General features: G+C 40.6%; 16 protein-coding genes. 8 read left to right on the forward strand and 8 right to left on the reverse strand.

From position 1 onward, the window contains the following. Position 1 precedes the first annotated feature (1 nt). Positions 2-2,083: a M13 family metallopeptidase gene (locus SJ2017_RS04680; RefSeq protein ID WP_080915030.1), complete on the reverse strand. Its 2,082-nt coding sequence runs from the start codon at positions 2,081-2,083 to the stop codon at positions 2-4. Positions 2,084-2,561: 478 nt separating this feature from the next. Between SJ2017_RS04680 and SJ2017_RS04685 the strand changes: the two genes are divergently transcribed. Next, on the forward strand, positions 2,562-3,245 hold the full coding sequence (locus tag SJ2017_RS04685) for an energy transducer TonB (protein ID WP_167692892.1): 684 nt from the start codon (positions 2,562-2,564) through the stop codon (positions 3,243-3,245). Positions 3,246-3,377: 132 nt separating this feature from the next. Here SJ2017_RS04685 and SJ2017_RS04690 read toward each other — a convergent pair whose 3' ends face one another. After that, positions 3,378-4,277, reverse strand: coding sequence for a LysR family transcriptional regulator (locus SJ2017_RS04690; protein ID WP_080915032.1), 900 nt, complete (start codon positions 4,275-4,277; stop codon positions 3,378-3,380). A 168-nt stretch (positions 4,278-4,445) separates the two neighbouring features. On the opposite strand from SJ2017_RS04690, the gene SJ2017_RS04695 reads away from it, so the two are divergent. Next, positions 4,446-5,453, forward strand: a complete 1,008-nt coding sequence (locus SJ2017_RS04695; protein WP_244899772.1) for an aldo/keto reductase — start codon at positions 4,446-4,448, stop codon at positions 5,451-5,453. A 56-nt stretch (positions 5,454-5,509) separates the two neighbouring features. Next, entirely contained in the window at positions 5,510-7,330 is a 1,821-nt protein-coding gene (locus SJ2017_RS04700) for an alpha-amylase family glycosyl hydrolase (RefSeq protein WP_080915033.1), read from the forward strand. 287 nt (positions 7,331-7,617) lie between these two features. On the opposite strand, the gene SJ2017_RS04705 is transcribed toward SJ2017_RS04700, so the two are convergent. Continuing rightward, positions 7,618-7,797, reverse strand: coding sequence for a PA3496 family putative envelope integrity protein (locus SJ2017_RS04705; RefSeq protein ID WP_055024806.1), 180 nt, complete (start codon positions 7,795-7,797; stop codon positions 7,618-7,620). 626 nt (positions 7,798-8,423) lie between these two features. Here SJ2017_RS04705 and SJ2017_RS04710 point away from each other — a divergent pair. Further along, positions 8,424-9,413, forward strand: a complete 990-nt coding sequence (locus SJ2017_RS04710) for a hypothetical protein (RefSeq protein ID WP_080915034.1) — start codon at positions 8,424-8,426, stop codon at positions 9,411-9,413. Positions 9,414-9,528: 115 nt separating this feature from the next. Here the strand turns inward: SJ2017_RS04710 and SJ2017_RS04715 are convergent, their stop codons facing one another. Continuing rightward, a complete protein-coding gene (locus SJ2017_RS04715; RefSeq protein WP_080915035.1) occupies positions 9,529-10,404 on the reverse strand; it encodes a radical SAM protein in 876 nt (291 codons plus the stop codon). 146 nt (positions 10,405-10,550) lie between these two features. Here SJ2017_RS04715 and SJ2017_RS21415 point away from each other — a divergent pair, with 146 nt between their 5' ends. Next, positions 10,551-10,727 carry a hypothetical protein gene (locus SJ2017_RS21415; RefSeq protein ID WP_156003155.1) on the forward strand — a complete coding sequence of 59 codons (177 nt, stop codon included), beginning with the start codon at positions 10,551-10,553 and terminating at the stop codon, positions 10,725-10,727. A 44-nt stretch (positions 10,728-10,771) separates the two neighbouring features. Here SJ2017_RS21415 and SJ2017_RS04720 read toward each other — a convergent pair whose 3' ends face one another. After that, the gene (locus SJ2017_RS04720) at positions 10,772-11,578 is read right to left on the reverse strand and encodes an SDR family NAD(P)-dependent oxidoreductase (RefSeq protein WP_055024803.1); all 807 of its coding nucleotides are present in this window, start codon (positions 11,576-11,578) and stop codon (positions 10,772-10,774) included. Between the two features lie 402 nt (positions 11,579-11,980). Between SJ2017_RS04720 and SJ2017_RS04725 the strand changes: the two genes are divergently transcribed. From SJ2017_RS04725 to SJ2017_RS04735, 3 genes are all read left to right on the forward strand, one after another. After that, positions 11,981-12,532, forward strand: coding sequence for a prepilin-type N-terminal cleavage/methylation domain-containing protein (locus tag SJ2017_RS04725; RefSeq protein ID WP_276328889.1), 552 nt, complete (start codon positions 11,981-11,983; stop codon positions 12,530-12,532). 166 nt (positions 12,533-12,698) lie between these two features. Continuing rightward, positions 12,699-13,019: a hypothetical protein gene (locus SJ2017_RS04730; protein WP_055024791.1), complete on the forward strand. Its 321-nt coding sequence runs from the start codon at positions 12,699-12,701 to the stop codon at positions 13,017-13,019. A 348-nt stretch (positions 13,020-13,367) separates the two neighbouring features. After that, positions 13,368-13,766 (forward strand): YgiW/YdeI family stress tolerance OB fold protein, encoded by a 399-nt coding sequence (locus tag SJ2017_RS04735; protein WP_080915036.1) that lies wholly within the window; start codon positions 13,368-13,370, stop codon positions 13,764-13,766. Between the two features lie 105 nt (positions 13,767-13,871). Here the strand turns inward: SJ2017_RS04735 and SJ2017_RS04740 are convergent, their stop codons facing one another. From SJ2017_RS04740 to SJ2017_RS04750, 3 genes are all read right to left on the reverse strand, one after another. Beyond that, positions 13,872-14,399, reverse strand: a complete 528-nt coding sequence (locus tag SJ2017_RS04740) for a hypothetical protein (RefSeq protein WP_080915037.1) — start codon at positions 14,397-14,399, stop codon at positions 13,872-13,874. A 65-nt stretch (positions 14,400-14,464) separates the two neighbouring features. Continuing rightward, positions 14,465-15,529 (reverse strand): YHYH protein, encoded by a 1,065-nt coding sequence (locus SJ2017_RS04745; RefSeq protein WP_080915038.1) that lies wholly within the window; start codon positions 15,527-15,529, stop codon positions 14,465-14,467. A 209-nt stretch (positions 15,530-15,738) separates the two neighbouring features. Then, positions 15,739-16,773, reverse strand: a complete 1,035-nt coding sequence (locus SJ2017_RS04750) for a putative porin (RefSeq protein ID WP_080915039.1) — start codon at positions 16,771-16,773, stop codon at positions 15,739-15,741. Positions 16,774-16,916 lie beyond the last annotated feature (143 nt).

Genomic DNA, 16,916 nt, shown 5'->3' on the forward strand with positions numbered 1-16,916 from the left:
ATTACCAAATACGAACGCGTTGGTCTTCTGGTAAGTAAAGCTTGTCACCTGGTTTCACGTCAAACGCTTTGTACCATGCATCATGGTTACGTGGCGCAAGTGCGCGGTAACGGCCTGGTGCGTGAGTACCTGCACGCAGCTGACTTAACATGCTTTGCTCGGTGCGTTTTTCTTTCCACACTTGTGCCCATGCTAAGAAGAAACGTTGATCGCCCGTCAGGCCATCAATAATCGGTGCTTCTTTACCATTTAAGCTCAGTTGATATGCATGATAGGCCATGGCTAAACCACCTACATCACCAATATTTTCGCCTAAGCTGTTACGGCCATTTACGAAGTTGTCCGGTAGTGGCTCGTATTGACTGTATTGATCTGCAAGCATATCGGCTTTCGCCTCAAATGCGGCTCGGTCACTGTCAGTCCACCAGTTACGTTGAATACCGTTAGCATCAGATTTAGAGCCTTGGTCATCAAAGCCATGGCCCATTTCATGACCAATCACAGCGCCAATGCCGCCATAGTTCACAGCTGGGTCGGCATTTGGATCGAAAAACGGAGGCTGTAAAATCGCAGCTGGGAACACAATCTCGTTAAATGAGCTGTTGTAGTAGGCATTAACAAATTGAGGCGTCATGCCCCAACGGTTACGGTCAGTCTTTTTCAATTCTTTAGCAACGCTATCGGCATGGAAGTATTGGCGTAAGTTTTGGATATTAGTGATTAAGTCTTTGTTGGTTAATGTTAGGCCATCGAATTCTTGCCATACATCTGGGTAACCAATCTTAGGTTTGAATGCTGCAAGTTTAGCGTGGGCGTTTACCTTAGTTTCATCACCCATCCAATCAAGACCATCAATACGTTGACCTAACGCAGTGCGAAGGTTTTCAACCAATTCAGCCATTTGCTGTTTTGATGACTCAGGGAAGTAACGCGCCACATACACTTTACCAATAGCAAAACCTAACGATTGGGTGCCAGACATTTCGGCTACGGCACGTTTCCAGCGCGGTTTAGGCTCTTCTTGTCCGCTCAGTTCTTTGCCATAAAAAGCAAAGCTTGCGTTGTAGATATCTTCAGATAGTAAGCCTGCATTGTTACTGACAGTGTGGAAGGTCAGGTAGTCTTGCCATACATTTAACGGCTCGTTATTGATTAGCTCAATCATCGCTTTGATCGGCTCAGGCTGAGACACGTTAAGTTGTGGGATTTGGTAACCTGATTGCTCAAAGAATAAGTCCCAGTTGAAGTTAGGGTACTCATTATTTAAGTCTGCACGTTTAACCTGATTTAAGGTTAAGTCACGGTTACGGCGTTTCTCTCGTGGCCATTGACCTTCAGCAATTTTAGTTTCTAATGCAAGAATAGCTTCTGCGCGAGCTTGGCCATCTTTAATGCCAGCAAAAGCTAGCATTTCAGCAATGTGGCTCACATAAGCGGTGCGAATTTTTACAAAACGCTCGCTGTCTTCTAGGTAGTAAGAGCGATCAGGTAAGCCTAAACCGCCAGCGCCAATAGACAGTTCATATTGGTTTGGATCTAAACGGTTGAACCACATGCCGCCATAAATTGGCGATTCAGCATCGGTGAGCCACGCGTTACCAAATACCTTGGTTAAGTCATCAGTGTTTTTAACTGCGGTAATAGTATCTAATGTGCCTTGAATAGGGGTGATACCCAATTTATTGATGGTATCAGTGTCCATGTAAGACTGATAAAAATCTGCAATTAACTGCTCTTCAGCATTTAAATCACTACGACTAGCGATATCATCAATGATTTCTTTAACTTGTTTCTCGCTGCGCTCACCTAATGCAGTGAAAGCGCCATAACGAGTTTTATCCGCAGGCATTTCAAAGTTGTCATACCAAGTGCCACTGGCATACATAAAGAAGTCGTTACCCGGTTTTACCGCTTCATTTCGGGCGGTTAAATCAATCCCGAAATCGCCTAACTCAGCGTGGGTGTTGGTGGCTTTTGTTACTGTAGCTTCTGCCTTATTCGTGTCATTGACTTTGACATCTGAACTGCCGCAAGCACTCAAAAAGGTTGAGGCTAGTGCAATTGCAATTAGCGTTTTTTTCATTGTGGTCTGCTTCCTTACAAAAAATGGGGTTCATTTTTGTTTTTTATTGGTTTTATTTTGATTTTTATTCGGGCGATCTTTTTACAACGACAATTTTTTACTGCAATTATCTATAGGATCCATATCTAATAATCGCCACCATATTCTAAGACTGAGCCAAAAAGTCAATCTTATAATTGTTAGCAAATCTTGTTACGTATATAGCCAGCTTGAGCTTAATACTTAGGTATGAATCTAAACTGAAACAATGAGGTGAGCATTTGGGAGATAAGTGTTAAATATTAATGCGAAACAATAATGTTATTTTGAAAGCGCTTTCTGTGTTTATTTTTTGTTAATTAATTGTTTTGCTTTATGTGTGGTTCTGGTTGTTTTGGCTAAATGTAACAAAATATTTGGTAAGTGCGTTAATTGACGACTACAGGTTAAAAGGCAGCTTAATTGTTTGTATTAATTCTACATTACACAAGGAATGTCTATGACCTCAGATCAAACTGCTTTTCAAAATAGTTCAGATTTTTACTCAAACTCTGTGAATTTTTTCCATTATATTACCTCATCTCGCATAGTGAGCCATGTGAGTATTTTACTCGTTGGTGGGGCTATCACGCTTGCCTTGTTTGTATTCATGGCCCAGTTGATAAAAAGCGATGATGTTTATGTCGAAGAAGTGCAACCGAGCCCAATCATTGATTATTTTGAGAGGCCAGCAGAGCCGTCAAAGCCGATAAAAAAAATTAGATTGGAAAAGAAATCAATACCGCCCTTAGTTAAACGCGATACGGTTGCGACAACCAGCTCGGATACGAATAATACTTTTGATGACATCTCGCCAGAAATGACGACGCCGATTCAAGAAACGTTTACTCCGGGATTTAATGAAGGGGACGCAATGCCTGTAGTACAAGTCTCACCTCAGTATCCTATGGATGCTGCTCGTGACGGGAAAGAAGGTTATGTGATAGTGATGTTTGATATCAGTAGCAGTGGGGCGGTTATCAATGCACAAGTGCTGGAGGCTGAACCTAAAAGAACCTTTAACCATGCAGCTTTGCAGGCGATTAATAATTGGAAGTACAAACCAAAAACGGTCAAAGGTCAGGGCGTGATCCAACATAATCAGCAAGTAAGATTAGACTTTACGCTCGATCATTCTCAGTAATAATACTCAGTAATAGCGCTCAGTAATAGCGCTCAGTTATTGCACTCAGTAATCGCACGTAGCCGTATTGGCGGTTTTATTCGGGTTAACCTAGCTCATTAAGCTGCAGAGTTAGGTTAATCTGCTAAACCACTATTGTCGCTGTGATGGCGGCAGGTGACGACTTATCCAGTCTGACGTAAAGGTAATAAAACTCGCTAATCTTGCTGATTGATGTATCAGTTGTGGATGAACAAGGTAAGTAGAAGAGGCCTGTGTGGGCTCATTGACGAGTAAAGGCATTAAGTTGCCAACTTCAAGTTCTCTATCAACCAAATACTCAGGCACAAAAATGATCCCTTGGGCATCAAGTGCTAACGCTTTTAGCATGTGATTATCATTAATGCTTAAATGACTTTTCACCATCATCGGTTCTTGCCCTATATGCCACAGGCTTTGTTCTTCAGCGGTTAAGCAATGATGTTGTGTCAGCTCTTCAATTGTACTTGGAGCACCGTGTTGTTCAATATAAGCGGGTGCCGCGCAGCATACATACTGGTAAGAAAATAACTTTTTAGCCACCATATTTTGAGGTGGTGTTTTGGTTGCTCTAATGGCTAAATCAAAGTCATTTTGGGTTAAATCGTAGGTGGTGTAACTACTGTCGAGCGTAAACTCAATGAGTGGATTTTGCTTTTGAAAATCACGGCAAATAGTCAATAGGTAACGTTGGGTAAACTGGCTGGGTGCTGTAATACGAATTCGACCCGCAATACTGTCATTGTCATGGCGTATCTGCCTATCTAACTCCAATAACGATTGTTTTACCTGTCCCATCTTCGCCAATATTAATTCACCTTGAGGTGTGAGTTTTACACTGCGCGTACTGCGGATCAGCAAAGGTCTGCCAAACTCCTTTTCTAATTGGCGGATCTGTTCCGAAAGATAGCCTCTGGAAATGCCTAAAGTCGCCGCTGCTTCGGTAAAGCTGAGCTGTTTTGCGACTTCATTAAATAGAAATAGTCGCTCAAATTTCTTGTGCTCTCGGCTCATTAGCTTAGTCCTTCATAAAATACGGATGATAGTTTTTGTTCTTTAAAGTGAATTGTATTTTGTTATTGGTAGTTATATCAAATAATGATTTTGGAGAATACGGTTCCACTGATGGGCTTAATGTTGAGAATATGCATCATCTTAATACTTAACATCAGTGATTAAACCATGAAGTCTGTCGTTAAACCTTTGGCAAATGTTAGCCCTAGTCCTTTACCTCTTAATCAGCACTTACCTCACGCAAGCCCTTTAGTGTATGGCTGTATGGGGTTGGGAGGGGGCTGGAATAATAATGGCATAAATGCAAAAGACTTAGCGCAGGCACATGATGTGGTGAATACCGCTTTAGACCAAGGGATAAACTATTTTGACCATGCGGATATTTATACTTTTGGTAAAGCGGAACAAGTATTTGGTCAAGTTTTATCGTCTCGACCTGAGCTAAGAGAGCATATGTTGATTCAAACTAAATGCGGTATTCGATTTGCTGATGATAAGGGGCCTAAACGCTATGATTTATCAGCACAATGGATAGGCCACAGTGTGAATCAAAGTCTAAAACACCTGCAAACTGACTACCTAGATGTACTGGTATTACACCGACCCGATCCGCTAATGGATGCAGAAGATGTTGCCAAAACCTATCATCGACTTCGTGACGAAGGCAAAGTGAGATTTCTAGGTGTCTCGAATATGCAACACCATCAAATGCGTATGCTGCAACAGCATTTAGATACGCCTTTGGTCGTGAATCAGTTAGAGCTGAGTTTACACAAACAGCATTGGATAGATGAAACCGTTTATGCCGGAAATCAGCTTGGGGCTGATATTAATTTTACCCCTGGCACATTGGAATATTGCCAACAGCAACACATTCAAGTGCAGTCGTGGGGAAGCTTATGCCAAGGACGATACAGCGGCGCAGATCTCAGTGATGAGCCAATGCGGGTTAAACAAACCTACGCATTAGTTTGTCAGCTTGCCGCTGAATACAGTGTCAGTAAAGAGGCCATCATTCTTGCTTGGTTAATGCAGCATCCGGCTCGAGTTCAGCCAGTGGTTGGAACAACCGACTTACAACGTATTGCAGCATGTCAGCAAGCAGTGGGGTTACAGCTAACTCGTGAGCATTGGTATGCCTTATATGTCAGTGCAAAGGGGCATGAACTGCCTTAATTTCAGCACGTTATTGGGCTGATTTGGATTATTCATTAATGGATTAAGAAGGTGTTATGAAACAAATATTTTACACGAGTTTGGCTTTACTGTTATTGGCCTTCCACATACACGCTGCGCCTAAGGTAAACGATGCGAAAGCAACGGACGACAAAGTGATATATCAGGATTATCTTCATCGTGATATTCGAGATGACATTTTTTATTTTGTTTTACCAGATCGTTTTAACAATGGTAATCAAGCCAATGACAATGGAGCCGTATCTGGTGTATCTCATGGCGGGTTTGCTCCCCTTACTGAGCGCGGTTTTCATGGCGGTGATATTAACGGTATTGAACAGAAACTTGCGTATCTTGAATCGCTTGGTATTACAGCAATATGGATGACACCACTGCTAAGAAATAATGCGATTCAAAAAGACGGCATTGCTCACCATGGATACTGGATTGTCGATTTTACTGAAATCGATCCGCACTTTGGTACAAACGATGACCTGAAACAATTGATTGATGCGGCGCACCGACGTGGCATGAAAGTATTTTTTGACATTATCACTAATCACACTGCAGATATCATTCGTTATAAAGAGTGCCATCAACTTGATGGTCGATTTATTGAAGGGCTAACGCGTTGTGAATATAAGCCAGTAAACACAGCAATGAGTGAGCAGTATTCGCCATTTCTATTGGATGATGAAGCCAATATCAAAACACCATCTTGGCTAAATGACCCACAGTATTATCATAATCAAGGCGACAGTAATTTTGAGGGAGAAAGTTCATTAAACGGTGATTTTAATGGTCTAGACGATCTGAATACTTTGCATCCTAAAGTGCTGTCTGGGATGGTTGAGATATACCAAAACCTCATTGCTGAATTTAAACCTGATGGATTCAGAATCGATACCGTGCGTCATGTTGATTTATCATTTTGGCAAACCTTCAGCCCTGCTATTGTTGAGTTTGCCAAGCAGCAGGGGATCCCTCAGTTTCATGTATTCGGTGAAGTCTATGATACCAACCCTGTTAATTTGAGCTTATACACCACAGATGGAAAACTGCCGTCGGTATTGGATTTTGCTTTTCAAGATGTGGCTGCAAAAATCTTTTATCAAGGGCAAAGTCCGCTGCTTGCTAAGCAATTATTTGAGCAAGATGATTTGTATAAAGATGAAGATAGCCAAGCAGATTTACTGATGACTTTTTTAAGTAATCACGACATGGGACGAGCAGGTTACTTTATCAATGAATCTGGCATTGCCAGCACAGAAGCAGAAAAATTACAGCGCAGTATTTTATCCCATGCCTTTATGTTTTTATCTCGAGGGATTCCGGTGGTGTATTACGGTGATGAGCAAGGGTTTACTGGCGATGGTAATGATATTGATGCCCGAGAAGACATGTTTGCCTCACGTGTCGCAAGCTATAACGACAATTCGTTATTGGGCACTTTAGCAACAACGGCTGATGACAACTTCGATAAAGCGCATCCTTTGTATAGGGCAATTGCCGCACTGAGTGAGTTACGCAAGACTGAGCGGCTTTTACGCCGTGGCGAGTATCAAGCTCGATTTTATGCTGATAAAGAGAACGCAAGTCATGCCGCTATGTTTGCTTTTTCAAGAATAGATAACAGCACTGGTGAGGAGTTATTGATGGTATTTAATACTGGTACCAGCTTGGCTTCGGCAACGATTCCTATGCTGGTTACTGAAGTGGATTCACTCCTTAATACGCAGGCTTTAAAAGAAGCGGCAACATCATCAAAGACTGCTATATCAACGAGTCAAGTCAGGGTTAATGAGCATGATATTAAGGTCTCACTCGCAGGTTTAAGTTTTGAGGTGTATCGAGTGACTCATCGCAACGACTATTAGCAATGCAACGACTAATAGCAAGGAGTCAATATAGACTCAGATTGACGATAAAACCTCACTAAGGAGCTTTCCCCTTTTTACTCCTGACCAATGTAGGCATGAGTTTACAGTGGTTTTTTTATTGGATAAACGTGATGCAACGATTGCGCAATGATTAATGAAACTAAGTGGGGATTATTGGATAATTCATTAAGCTCAGAAACCAATGAGCTTAATGAATAACAAAGCGTGGTGGGAGATGAACGCCTGTATTGGAAAATGAAATCGTTAGTTAAGAATGCTAGGGATTACGCAAAAAAATCATCCTCACCCATTGCACGTTTGAGTTGTTGTGCTTCGAGGTAGTCTTCAAGACGTCTTTTTACTTCACGTCTGTGTTGTATATCTTCTTTTGCTTTTGGATTAGATGGTTTTTCAAACCCATCTATTTCTGTGTTACTTGGAACAAATTCAATAATTTCAGCCATAAAATATCCTCATTATCGAGTCGAATTTTCTTGGTGTTTCATGGGCCAAATGGCGCTGATGGTATTCAAGAAAACCTGTCGATATCAAACATAGAGACCAAACTACAAGCATTTAGTATTGGTAAAAATAAACACTACATTAGTGTATGCTTAAGCTGGAATTTATCAGGAGTTTCAAAATAAAAATGCGATCCGGATAACAATTTTATTTTAAAGTTTCAAAAGGAGATATTCGTCATATTTTAAGGGGATAGGCGAATTATTTTGCTAACTATCTAGGGTATGTTGCTCTTTCAAGGTTATTTTTGTTCTAAACAAAACATAACCAGCAAAGATCAACAGGCCCTAGTCACTATATTCATTTATTCAATACAAGATTAAGGTCATTAAGGCACGCATAACTAACAGAGGTGGCAAAGGGTCAAGTGAGTCACTTCATCATTCATCATCTGCGTTTTTTAAGCTCAATACGCAGTAATTCTCATTGTGTGCCACTTATGTCAAAGCTTAAAAGACTGTAAAGCTGCTAGTGATTAGTGCCTTGCTAGGGTTAAATAACCTTATTCAATATTTTTATGAATAGCCTATTATTAACCAACACACTTATTTGATTGACTGAAGGGCCTATGAAAAACGAATTGTTTAAAAACATCCTATTTTCAATTGGCGGTATTGTCATGATAGGAAGTACAGCGATGAGCTGTGCTTCTGATGATATTCAAATGCACCATGATGACTATCTCGGCTCAGGGAGTATTACCCAAGGCGCTGCGACTACCGTCGTCAGTAATTTGTTTACGTGTCAAAATGGTCGCAGTCGCGTTGCTGGTATAGGTGAGATTACTGATGCGCAGGGCACAGTATGGACTGTACCAGGCAGCAATCAATTTAGCAGTGCACCCAAAGCAATGGATTTATATGAACAATGCGCTGGTATTACCCCTAGAAATTTAGCCGAAGTTAATCAAGATGATGTGCCTGTGGTGACAGTTGACCCGCAAGGTGAGGTGATTACTGGGTATATTTTTGCAGATAATTACTTTGAACTTTATATCAATGGCAAATTAATCGCTGTTGATAGCGTGCCATTTACGCCATTTAATTCAAGTATTGTAAAATTCAAGGTCAGTAAACCTTATACCATTGCCGTTAAAGTCATTGATTGGGAAGAAAACCTAGGTTTAGGTTCTGAGAATAATAGAGGTAATGCATACCATGCTGGTGATGGGGGCTTTATTGCCAGCTTTAGTGATGGCACTGTGACAAATCGTGATTGGCAAGCGCAAACTTTTTATACCTCTCCAATTTTAGATTTAAGCTGCTTATCTGAAAAAGACGGCGCGAGATTATCTACTGATTGTGGTGTTACGGATGAGAAAAATGGACAACAAGCGTATGCAGTACATTGGACGATGGCTGATAATTGGATGAATGAAGATTTTGATTCAAGTACTTGGCCGCAAGCAAGCTTATACTCAGATGATGAAATAGGAGTGAATAATAAAAAAGCCTACATGAATTTTATCGAAAAATTCAGTGGGGCGGGAGCCAGCTTTATTTGGTCTACTAATGTGGTGTTAGATAATGAGGTATTGCTACGGTATACCGTGAACTAATGCGTGGTTGATAAGACATTCAGTAAAGTAAAAACAGTGGCTTAAATAATGGCAAAGTGTTGAGGGTGAATCCCAACACTTTGCAAGGTAATAGTTGTTAAATTAGCATGTTAGCCTACCAAGAAAACGTTTGAATGATGTCTTGTTTTGTCACTGGATTGGTTGCTATTTCATGCTCAATTCTATCTTTAAATGGCACTCTAGCTTGAGGTAACATGCCACGCATTGGCGAGATATTATTACCGTGATCGCCCCAGTAATAGCAATCAAAATCCGCTAAATTTTCCAGTAAGTACTTCTCTTCTTCCAGCACTTGTAATGGACTTGGCATAACAAATTCACCACGCACTACTTGCTGTTCGAGTTCAGTCCCTGGCTGAATTGCAATGGCCATTGGCGCAATTTCTTCCGGCTGCATAATGTTTAAAATATCTGTAGTCGCTTTAATGTGCTCTTTTGAGCGATGACGGCCACCTAGTCCAAATATAAATGAAGCCAGCACTTTAATCCCTGCCTCTTTTGCCATCGCCATGCCTTCAATGGCATGTTCAGGTTTCATCGCCTTTTTGATGTTATCGAGGACAATAGGATCGCCTGACTCTAAACCTGCGTATGCCATTGTCAAACCCGCTGCCCGCATTTGTTTAAGTTCTGCCACTGTTTTACGGCGAAAATCATTAAAGCCTGCATATAAAGCAATATTTTGAATTTCAGGGAAAGTCTCAGTAATTTTATTGAGAATTGCCAATAAAAATTCGGTTCTTACAGCCATGACATTGCCATCAATCAAAAAGATAGATTCAACGTGAGCGTGGATTTTTCTGGCCTGTTCAATATCACTAAAAATATCTTCTAGTTCACGAATTTTAAATCGTTTATCGCTGAACATATTGCAGAAAGTACATTGGTTGTTACTGCAACCTAATGTGGTCTGAATGAGGATGCTGTCAGCCTCGGGCCATGGACGATAAACTTTGCCTTCATAACGCATAACGTTTCCTTAAGACTGTCGTCTTATTGAGAATACATCACCTAGAAGTGGAGACACTCTAGGTCAATGCTAGATGAAAAGACACCTAGCAATACAATGAGGGCGATCTTAGCAGTAGATTTTTAGCTTGATAATTAAGCACTATATTGAATCAGTTTATCGATTTTGTTGATAATCGCTTTGTTGCTAAGTCACAGGACTGTTATGCAACTCAGGGTTTTGCCGTGATGAAAAGGCGTTGTGCTTATGCTGAAGATGACAGGTTTTATCAAAAGAATGAGTCATCGCAGGGCGATAAAAAAGCTAAAGGCACGGGCCATTAGCTTTTTAATATTAAGGTTTTTGTAATTGAAGCTGAGCTTAATTATTAGCTTAGCTCTGTAAGAACTCGCTCAAGCACTGCAACCACTTTTGCGGTTTTAGCTACATCAAGTGCATCAGGGTGAGGTGATGCAAATTGGCCTCTGTCATTATCAAAATATTGCCCAGTTGCTTGAGCAAATTCTTCTGATAATGCCGCTCTGGTTAGAATGTCCGCACCAATTGATAAATCTCCGCCAGCCACACCGTATGCTTGTTTAACCATTTTACTGCCTAACATCGAAGCAGGATTGACCGAGACAATCATAGGTCCATGACCTTGAACTGATAAGGCGAGATCTCGTGACCACATGGTCAGAGCCAGTTTACTTTGGGCATAGACAGTACTATCAGATAACTGACTTGGCTGTGCCATGTCGCTTGCTAAAAAAGCGGCTTGTGCAGCTGAAGATAAATTCACAATGCGGCCGCTATTATCCATGATCGGCATTAACAACTTACTAAGCAAATAAGGCGCAAAAGTGTTTACTGCATAGCGTGAATCTAAGCCGTCTGAGGTGATTAACGTCGTAGGGTTATAAACCCCAGCATTGTTAATTAATACATCCAGCTTACTGTGTTTTTCTTTAATGTTTGCTGCTAACTTTTTGACATCACTCATGCTAGATAAATCGGCAACATACGTTTCGATTTGTGCAGCAGAGGAGCTGTTAATAAGCAGCGTTTCCACATCGGCAAGTTTGTTAGGGTTACGTCCATGAAGTAATACTTTATGGCCTTCAGCGAGTAACATTTTTGCAGTTTCTAATCCAATTCCATCTGTTGAACCAGTAACAAGAATGATTTTTTGCATGGTGTATTCCTAATGATATTAATCGCCGCTGGGGCGCTGTCCACTGTTTTGATTAATTAATATTAGCACTTATTGAGTGTTTGATAATGGCACTAAATGCAGAATCACTTTATAGATTCGCTTGATAATAGAGCACTGTAAATAGCAGCAATAGATTGGTTAAAAATTAACTTTATTTTATTTGCACAATCACAAAATTGAGTCCAAGTTCAATTTAGAGTCTTTGCTCTATTGGTTTTGTGGTTGACACGTTTCTCGTTTCAATTAAGTCGTTTCAATTAAGATAAAATAGAGTGATGGTTATAAGGTGGATTAACTCCAACGCTAGGATGGCATTCGAGGTTTAAGATGACTTAAGCCTTCATCAGAGAGACGAAAATGTCTCTATAGCGAGGTATCACTATGAAATTATCAATGGTTACAAAACCGAATTTTTCAATGTCGACAACTAAAGCGCAAGGCGGCTTCACTTTAGTCGAATTAGTGGTTGTCATCATTATTCTTGGCATTTTAGCTGTCGTGGCCGCGCCCAAGTTCATTAATTTGCAGGGCGATGCTCGCGTGAGTTCGCTTGCTGGAATGAAAGCGGCGATTCAAAGTGCTAATACATTGGTGTATTCAAAAGCCAGTCTTGCTGGAGTGGAGAAAGAAGCAGATGTGACGGATTTAGATATCGGTACAGGTAATGATTTGTTCACAGCCTACGGTTATGTGGTTGCTTCTGAACTAGATTTAGATAATTTGCTACAAAATGACTTTAACTCAGCCGTTTCTGAGACCGATCCAACCATGGCTGTTGATAGAGGTGCTGAATGGACAATGTATGAAGGCAATGGGCAAGCGACTATTTGGCAAGTCGGTGCGCCTGCAGAATGTAAGTTAATCTATAAGGAGGCAAAAAGTACAACAGAATTACCAGAGTACATAATAGAAACTGATCCAAACAAGTGTTAAGGAGGCTAAGATTTATAGATTGAAATATAAAGCAGTCTCATGTGTTGAGGTTGCTTTTAGTTTTAGCTAAATCCTATGTTTTTTCGAACTGATTTAGCTTAGTAGCGATTGCTTTTCACTATTAACCGCTTATGCTAATGCCATGTCTATTTTTCGCTAAATTATTATGCCTACAGCTAAAAACGCTAACCTTGTATCTGTCGTCGTTATCATCGGCTTGCTAATTGCTGTTATCACATCAGTTGTGATGATCAATCAGTCTAATCAACATAAAGGCCCTGAAGTTTGGAGCTCATTTGTGTATAAAAATGGTTATGATTCTGCCGCTTATGAAATGGATACAGATTTTGTAGATTACCCTTCTTGTAAAGCTCATGCACAGACAGTATCTGCAGAATATAACAATGCACCATGGCAGTGTGGTTTATACTGTCGATTCGATTCTATGAGACAAGGCTTCGAATGTGAGTCGATGTTAAATGACTAACCCATATCATTGCTTCTCTTTTTTGTTGATATATTTTCTATTTACCTTGCTGACTGCTGGCATCATATGAGACCACAGTGGCGTAAAGTGGTAACTAGGTATCAATAATTCTTCATATCATAGCCACATCAAGCATAACTTTAATGGTTGAGGCGCTAATACACCTTAATAAACCAATGATGAACAATGTTTCACATTAACAATCGGTCATCTTAGACTTTAACACTTAGTAATCGCGTATTATTCCGCCAACAACAAAAGGTGTTAACCAATGTTTCAGCTTGTGCAAAAAGAGCGTGTTTGTCGCAAACCTTAATCTATTAGCCAATGATGTTAATGAGGATAGAAATGAAAAAATTATTAGTATGCAGTGTGTTATTTATGTCATCAGCAGCAATGGCAAATCAGTCTGAAGGTTATTCTGATAATGCTGCCGTAACGACACCAGCGTTAAAGCAAGCTGGTGGATTCAGTGGACCAGTTGCTGGCTCTGCTCATACGGTTGCTTCTGCATTAGAGGCAAAAGACGATGCTCCAGCCATACTAACAGGGTTTATCGTCGAGTCTTTAGGTGATGAAGAGTATCGGTTTAAAGATGACAGTGGCGAAATTATTGTCGAAATTGATGATGATAAATGGAGTGGTATTCTTGCGACTCCAGAAACCAAGCTGACTTTACAAGGTGAAGTGGATAGTGAGTGGACTACTACGTCTTTAGATGTCGATGTTGTTCGTTTAGCTGACTAATACAGGTTAACCGAGTTTAATAACTAAGATTATTAACGAGGTTATTCATTAAGAAAATAAGAGGCGAATCATCCTAGTGATGGTTCGCCTTTTTGTTTTGAAAAATTAGTCTGCAGAGGCATTAAGTAAGGTTTTAGACGACTGATCTTTATCGATAGTAAAGGTCTGTTTTTGCTTATCATGTTGGCGGGTAATCGTCATATCCATTTGTTTCTCAGACAAGTGACGACCAAATAAGCGATTGGTAAACGTTAATTCGCTATTGGTGTTATCTAGGGGATATTTACCCATTACAATTAAGTGTGATGACGGCTTTTTGGGATTGCCATGAGATGCTAATGAAATGATTAACCCTTGCAATGGTAGCTTGGCTTTTGAGTCACTAAGCTGCACATTTTCATGTATTAATTCAGTTGCTTGGTTTTTGTATCGCGTAAGTTCGGCAGAGGATGCTTTGCTATCATTGTCCATATCTAAACCTTCAAAGGCAGATACGGGTAAGGACAGCACCATAAAGGCGCCTTTATCAACAATATTGATGGTGCCGTGCTGCGCAACCATCATATGTGCGAGTGCGTTGGCACACATTAGAATACAGATTATTAATATCGTGATAATTTTTAATAACATCATCTTGGGTATACTCTTAATTGATGTAAGTGTAATCGTGTTATTGGCTTCAACCAGATAAATAGAGACTAAACCTCGCCTTTGACACAACGCTGAAAGTACGGGTAACTGTCGGTGGCGTAATAGTGGTAAATGCCATTAGGGAATTCAGGTGTGACTCCAACTCGTCCATTGCATTCATCTAAGTCACCGAAACCTGCTATATATTCCCAATCTTGAGCAAAGGTCCCGAGTGGATAAATCTCGGTCGAAGGCCTGCTTTCACTCACCGTGGTGACTAGCTGATAACTCCCTTGTATGGCTTTGAGCTCTGAACTGGCGTCATTGGCATCGCTGTAACCATATCGAGCATATATAGGAAACCCATCAGCAGCCCAGCCTATGAGAGTCATTTTGTCATTACCGCCTTGCTGAAGTTCGATAAAGCCTTCTGGCATTCCGTGATAATGGTATTCGCCTCCGGGTTGAACGTGGGCGTTATTATCATCGGTACCAAAGTTAAAGTTGCTTTGGCCTAATGCCTCAATATTCCAATTACCCTCGTTGCCTACTAAGCTGCAGTTATTTCCAGAATCATCACAAGTCCCCGCTGTACTGGCATCAATTTTTACTCCATTGAGTACATAACCTAGGGTGCCTCTTGGGCCGCCTAGAACGGTGGCAGTGTTAGTTTCGACAGGTGTTAAGCTGAAATTAGCTGAGATATCTTGCTCGAAAATCATATTTGGGTTGTTGGCATTGGGGAAAGTGCCGACATCATGGTCAGGGATCCCGTTTGCTTCTAATAAGCGTTCACCTCCCTCGCATGACCATTCGGCGTTACTGGTGTTATAAACTGATTCAGATTCGTTATAGGTGCTATTTACATAGTCGCAAAGCACCCCATCAGTTGAACCTGCACCTTCATCATCAGCACCTGAGTCGTCAGAGTCATCACCAGAGTCACCACCAGTGTTATCATCACCTGAATTGTCATTGGGGGTTGTGACCGTTTCTTGGGTTTCATCTGCAATTTCTGCATCACTATTACTGTCACTACCGCCACAAGCAGTTAATGTGCAGATAAGTAATAAAGATAGCCAGTGCAGTATTAGGTTGGCATTTATATTATTTGAATTAACTGTCAGTTTCATCGCAACGATTTCCTATGTAATGCAAAGGGTAAGTTAGCGTTTGCTCATGTAGTAAGGTCTATCGTAGCGATGAAATGTGCAGCAAATGTGTAGAAACGAAGGAGAAAGTGGATAAATGTTAGTTTTTTGTTGTTAAGTGGTCATCGCCATCAAAGTCATGGCGATGACACTAAGCAACTCATTGGCCGAAGAGCATTAACTTACTGGGTTTAAAATCTTGCATTTAAATCTAGGCCAAATAGCAAGGAGTCTTGGTTATCGTCATTGTCATTAAATAGCTTACTTGCACTGAATTTGGCAGAAAAATGGGGGGATATCTGCCACCAGTAAGCCGTGTTAAGACCGTAATTATTGACACTGTCAGAGACTTCAGTTGTATCCCCCTCAGGGGTGAAGCTGCTGCTATTAAATTGCTTGATATCAATATCTTGCCAATCGTATTGCGCGCCTATTGACCACGACTTATTGATGTAAAAATCAGCGGCTAGAAAAATGTGGTTGAAGGTATTATCAATGTCAGTGGTGAAGTAGCGTTCTGGCAAAAAACCATCTTGCGCGAGTCGATAATAGTAATATTGACTCGCATCGGTGTACTGCCAGCGTGCAAACAAATTCACCCCATTAATTGATTCCATTGGGATATAACTTTGAGTCTCTATACCGAAGGTATCGGATTGGTTATCAAAATTAGCTGCTAATAAGCCGATTTGGAAATTCTGACCACTGCCACTTGTGTGTTGATAACTATCTGATCCACTTTGGTTTTGGTAAAAAAGGGAGATTTGCGAGCTTTCGTTAAAGTAATAACCTAGCTTAAGACCATAAAGTGACTCGTCGTAATTATATGGCCAAGCAAAGGAGTCATCGTCATCATTGATTTGCTGATAATTTGCGCCTATGAACCAGTTTGATTCAAAAACATAAGTGCCATCGACTTGATAACTGCTGGTCTCGGCTAGATCTGATTTAAGGTAGTTTACGCCGAAGTTTGAAGATTGAGCCAAAAAGGTATTTAGGGCCCAAGGACCTAAATCAGTGCTCACGGCATCAAAATAATAACGATAACTGGCAAATAGATAAGCGTTGTCGCTGTTGTCTGTATCAGTGATATATGAAGCACTAGTATCGTGATGAAAACTGTTGTTAGCTGATGCTAGCGTATCATTAGCTTGAGCAGAAAAAGCCACAAAGCTAATAGCAATCGCTGCGGTCAGTTTGAGTGGCTGAGAGTGACATCGTTTCATATCTTACATCCTTGTTTGTTTACTGATTTAAATAACAAGATTGACTATTACTATTTGGTAACACTCGTGTGTAATTGTATCAATTGTTGTTATTTATCAATGTTTTATGTTTCATTTAATTTATATAAAAGTGTGAGCGGCGT

Origin of the sequence: Shewanella japonica (assembly GCF_002075795.1) — a bacterium.
Classification (GTDB): domain Bacteria; phylum Pseudomonadota; class Gammaproteobacteria; order Enterobacterales; family Shewanellaceae; genus Shewanella; species Shewanella japonica.

Coding starts and splice junctions, on each gene's coding strand:
- SJ2017_RS04680 (WP_080915030.1), bottom strand. CDS start 2,083: ATGAAAAAAACGCTAATTGCAATTGCACTAGCCTCAACCTTTTTGAGT.
- SJ2017_RS04685 (WP_167692892.1), top strand. CDS start 2,562: ATGACCTCAGATCAAACTGCTTTTCAAAATAGTTCAGATTTTTACTCA.
- SJ2017_RS04690 (WP_080915032.1), bottom strand. CDS start 4,277: ATGAGCCGAGAGCACAAGAAATTTGAGCGACTATTTCTATTTAATGAA.
- SJ2017_RS04695 (WP_244899772.1), top strand. CDS start 4,446: ATGAAGTCTGTCGTTAAACCTTTGGCAAATGTTAGCCCTAGTCCTTTA.
- SJ2017_RS04700 (WP_080915033.1), top strand. CDS start 5,510: ATGAAACAAATATTTTACACGAGTTTGGCTTTACTGTTATTGGCCTTC.
- SJ2017_RS04705 (WP_055024806.1), bottom strand. CDS start 7,797: ATGGCTGAAATTATTGAATTTGTTCCAAGTAACACAGAAATAGATGGG.
- SJ2017_RS04710 (WP_080915034.1), top strand. CDS start 8,424: ATGAAAAACGAATTGTTTAAAAACATCCTATTTTCAATTGGCGGTATT.
- SJ2017_RS04715 (WP_080915035.1), bottom strand. CDS start 10,404: ATGCGTTATGAAGGCAAAGTTTATCGTCCATGGCCCGAGGCTGACAGC.
- SJ2017_RS04720 (WP_055024803.1), bottom strand. CDS start 11,578: ATGCAAAAAATCATTCTTGTTACTGGTTCAACAGATGGAATTGGATTA.
- SJ2017_RS04725 (WP_276328889.1), top strand. CDS start 11,981: ATGAAATTATCAATGGTTACAAAACCGAATTTTTCAATGTCGACAACT.
- SJ2017_RS04730 (WP_055024791.1), top strand. CDS start 12,699: ATGCCTACAGCTAAAAACGCTAACCTTGTATCTGTCGTCGTTATCATC.
- SJ2017_RS04735 (WP_080915036.1), top strand. CDS start 13,368: ATGAAAAAATTATTAGTATGCAGTGTGTTATTTATGTCATCAGCAGCA.
- SJ2017_RS04740 (WP_080915037.1), bottom strand. CDS start 14,399: ATGATGTTATTAAAAATTATCACGATATTAATAATCTGTATTCTAATG.
- SJ2017_RS04745 (WP_080915038.1), bottom strand. CDS start 15,529: ATGAAACTGACAGTTAATTCAAATAATATAAATGCCAACCTAATACTG.
- SJ2017_RS04750 (WP_080915039.1), bottom strand. CDS start 16,773: ATGAAACGATGTCACTCTCAGCCACTCAAACTGACCGCAGCGATTGCT.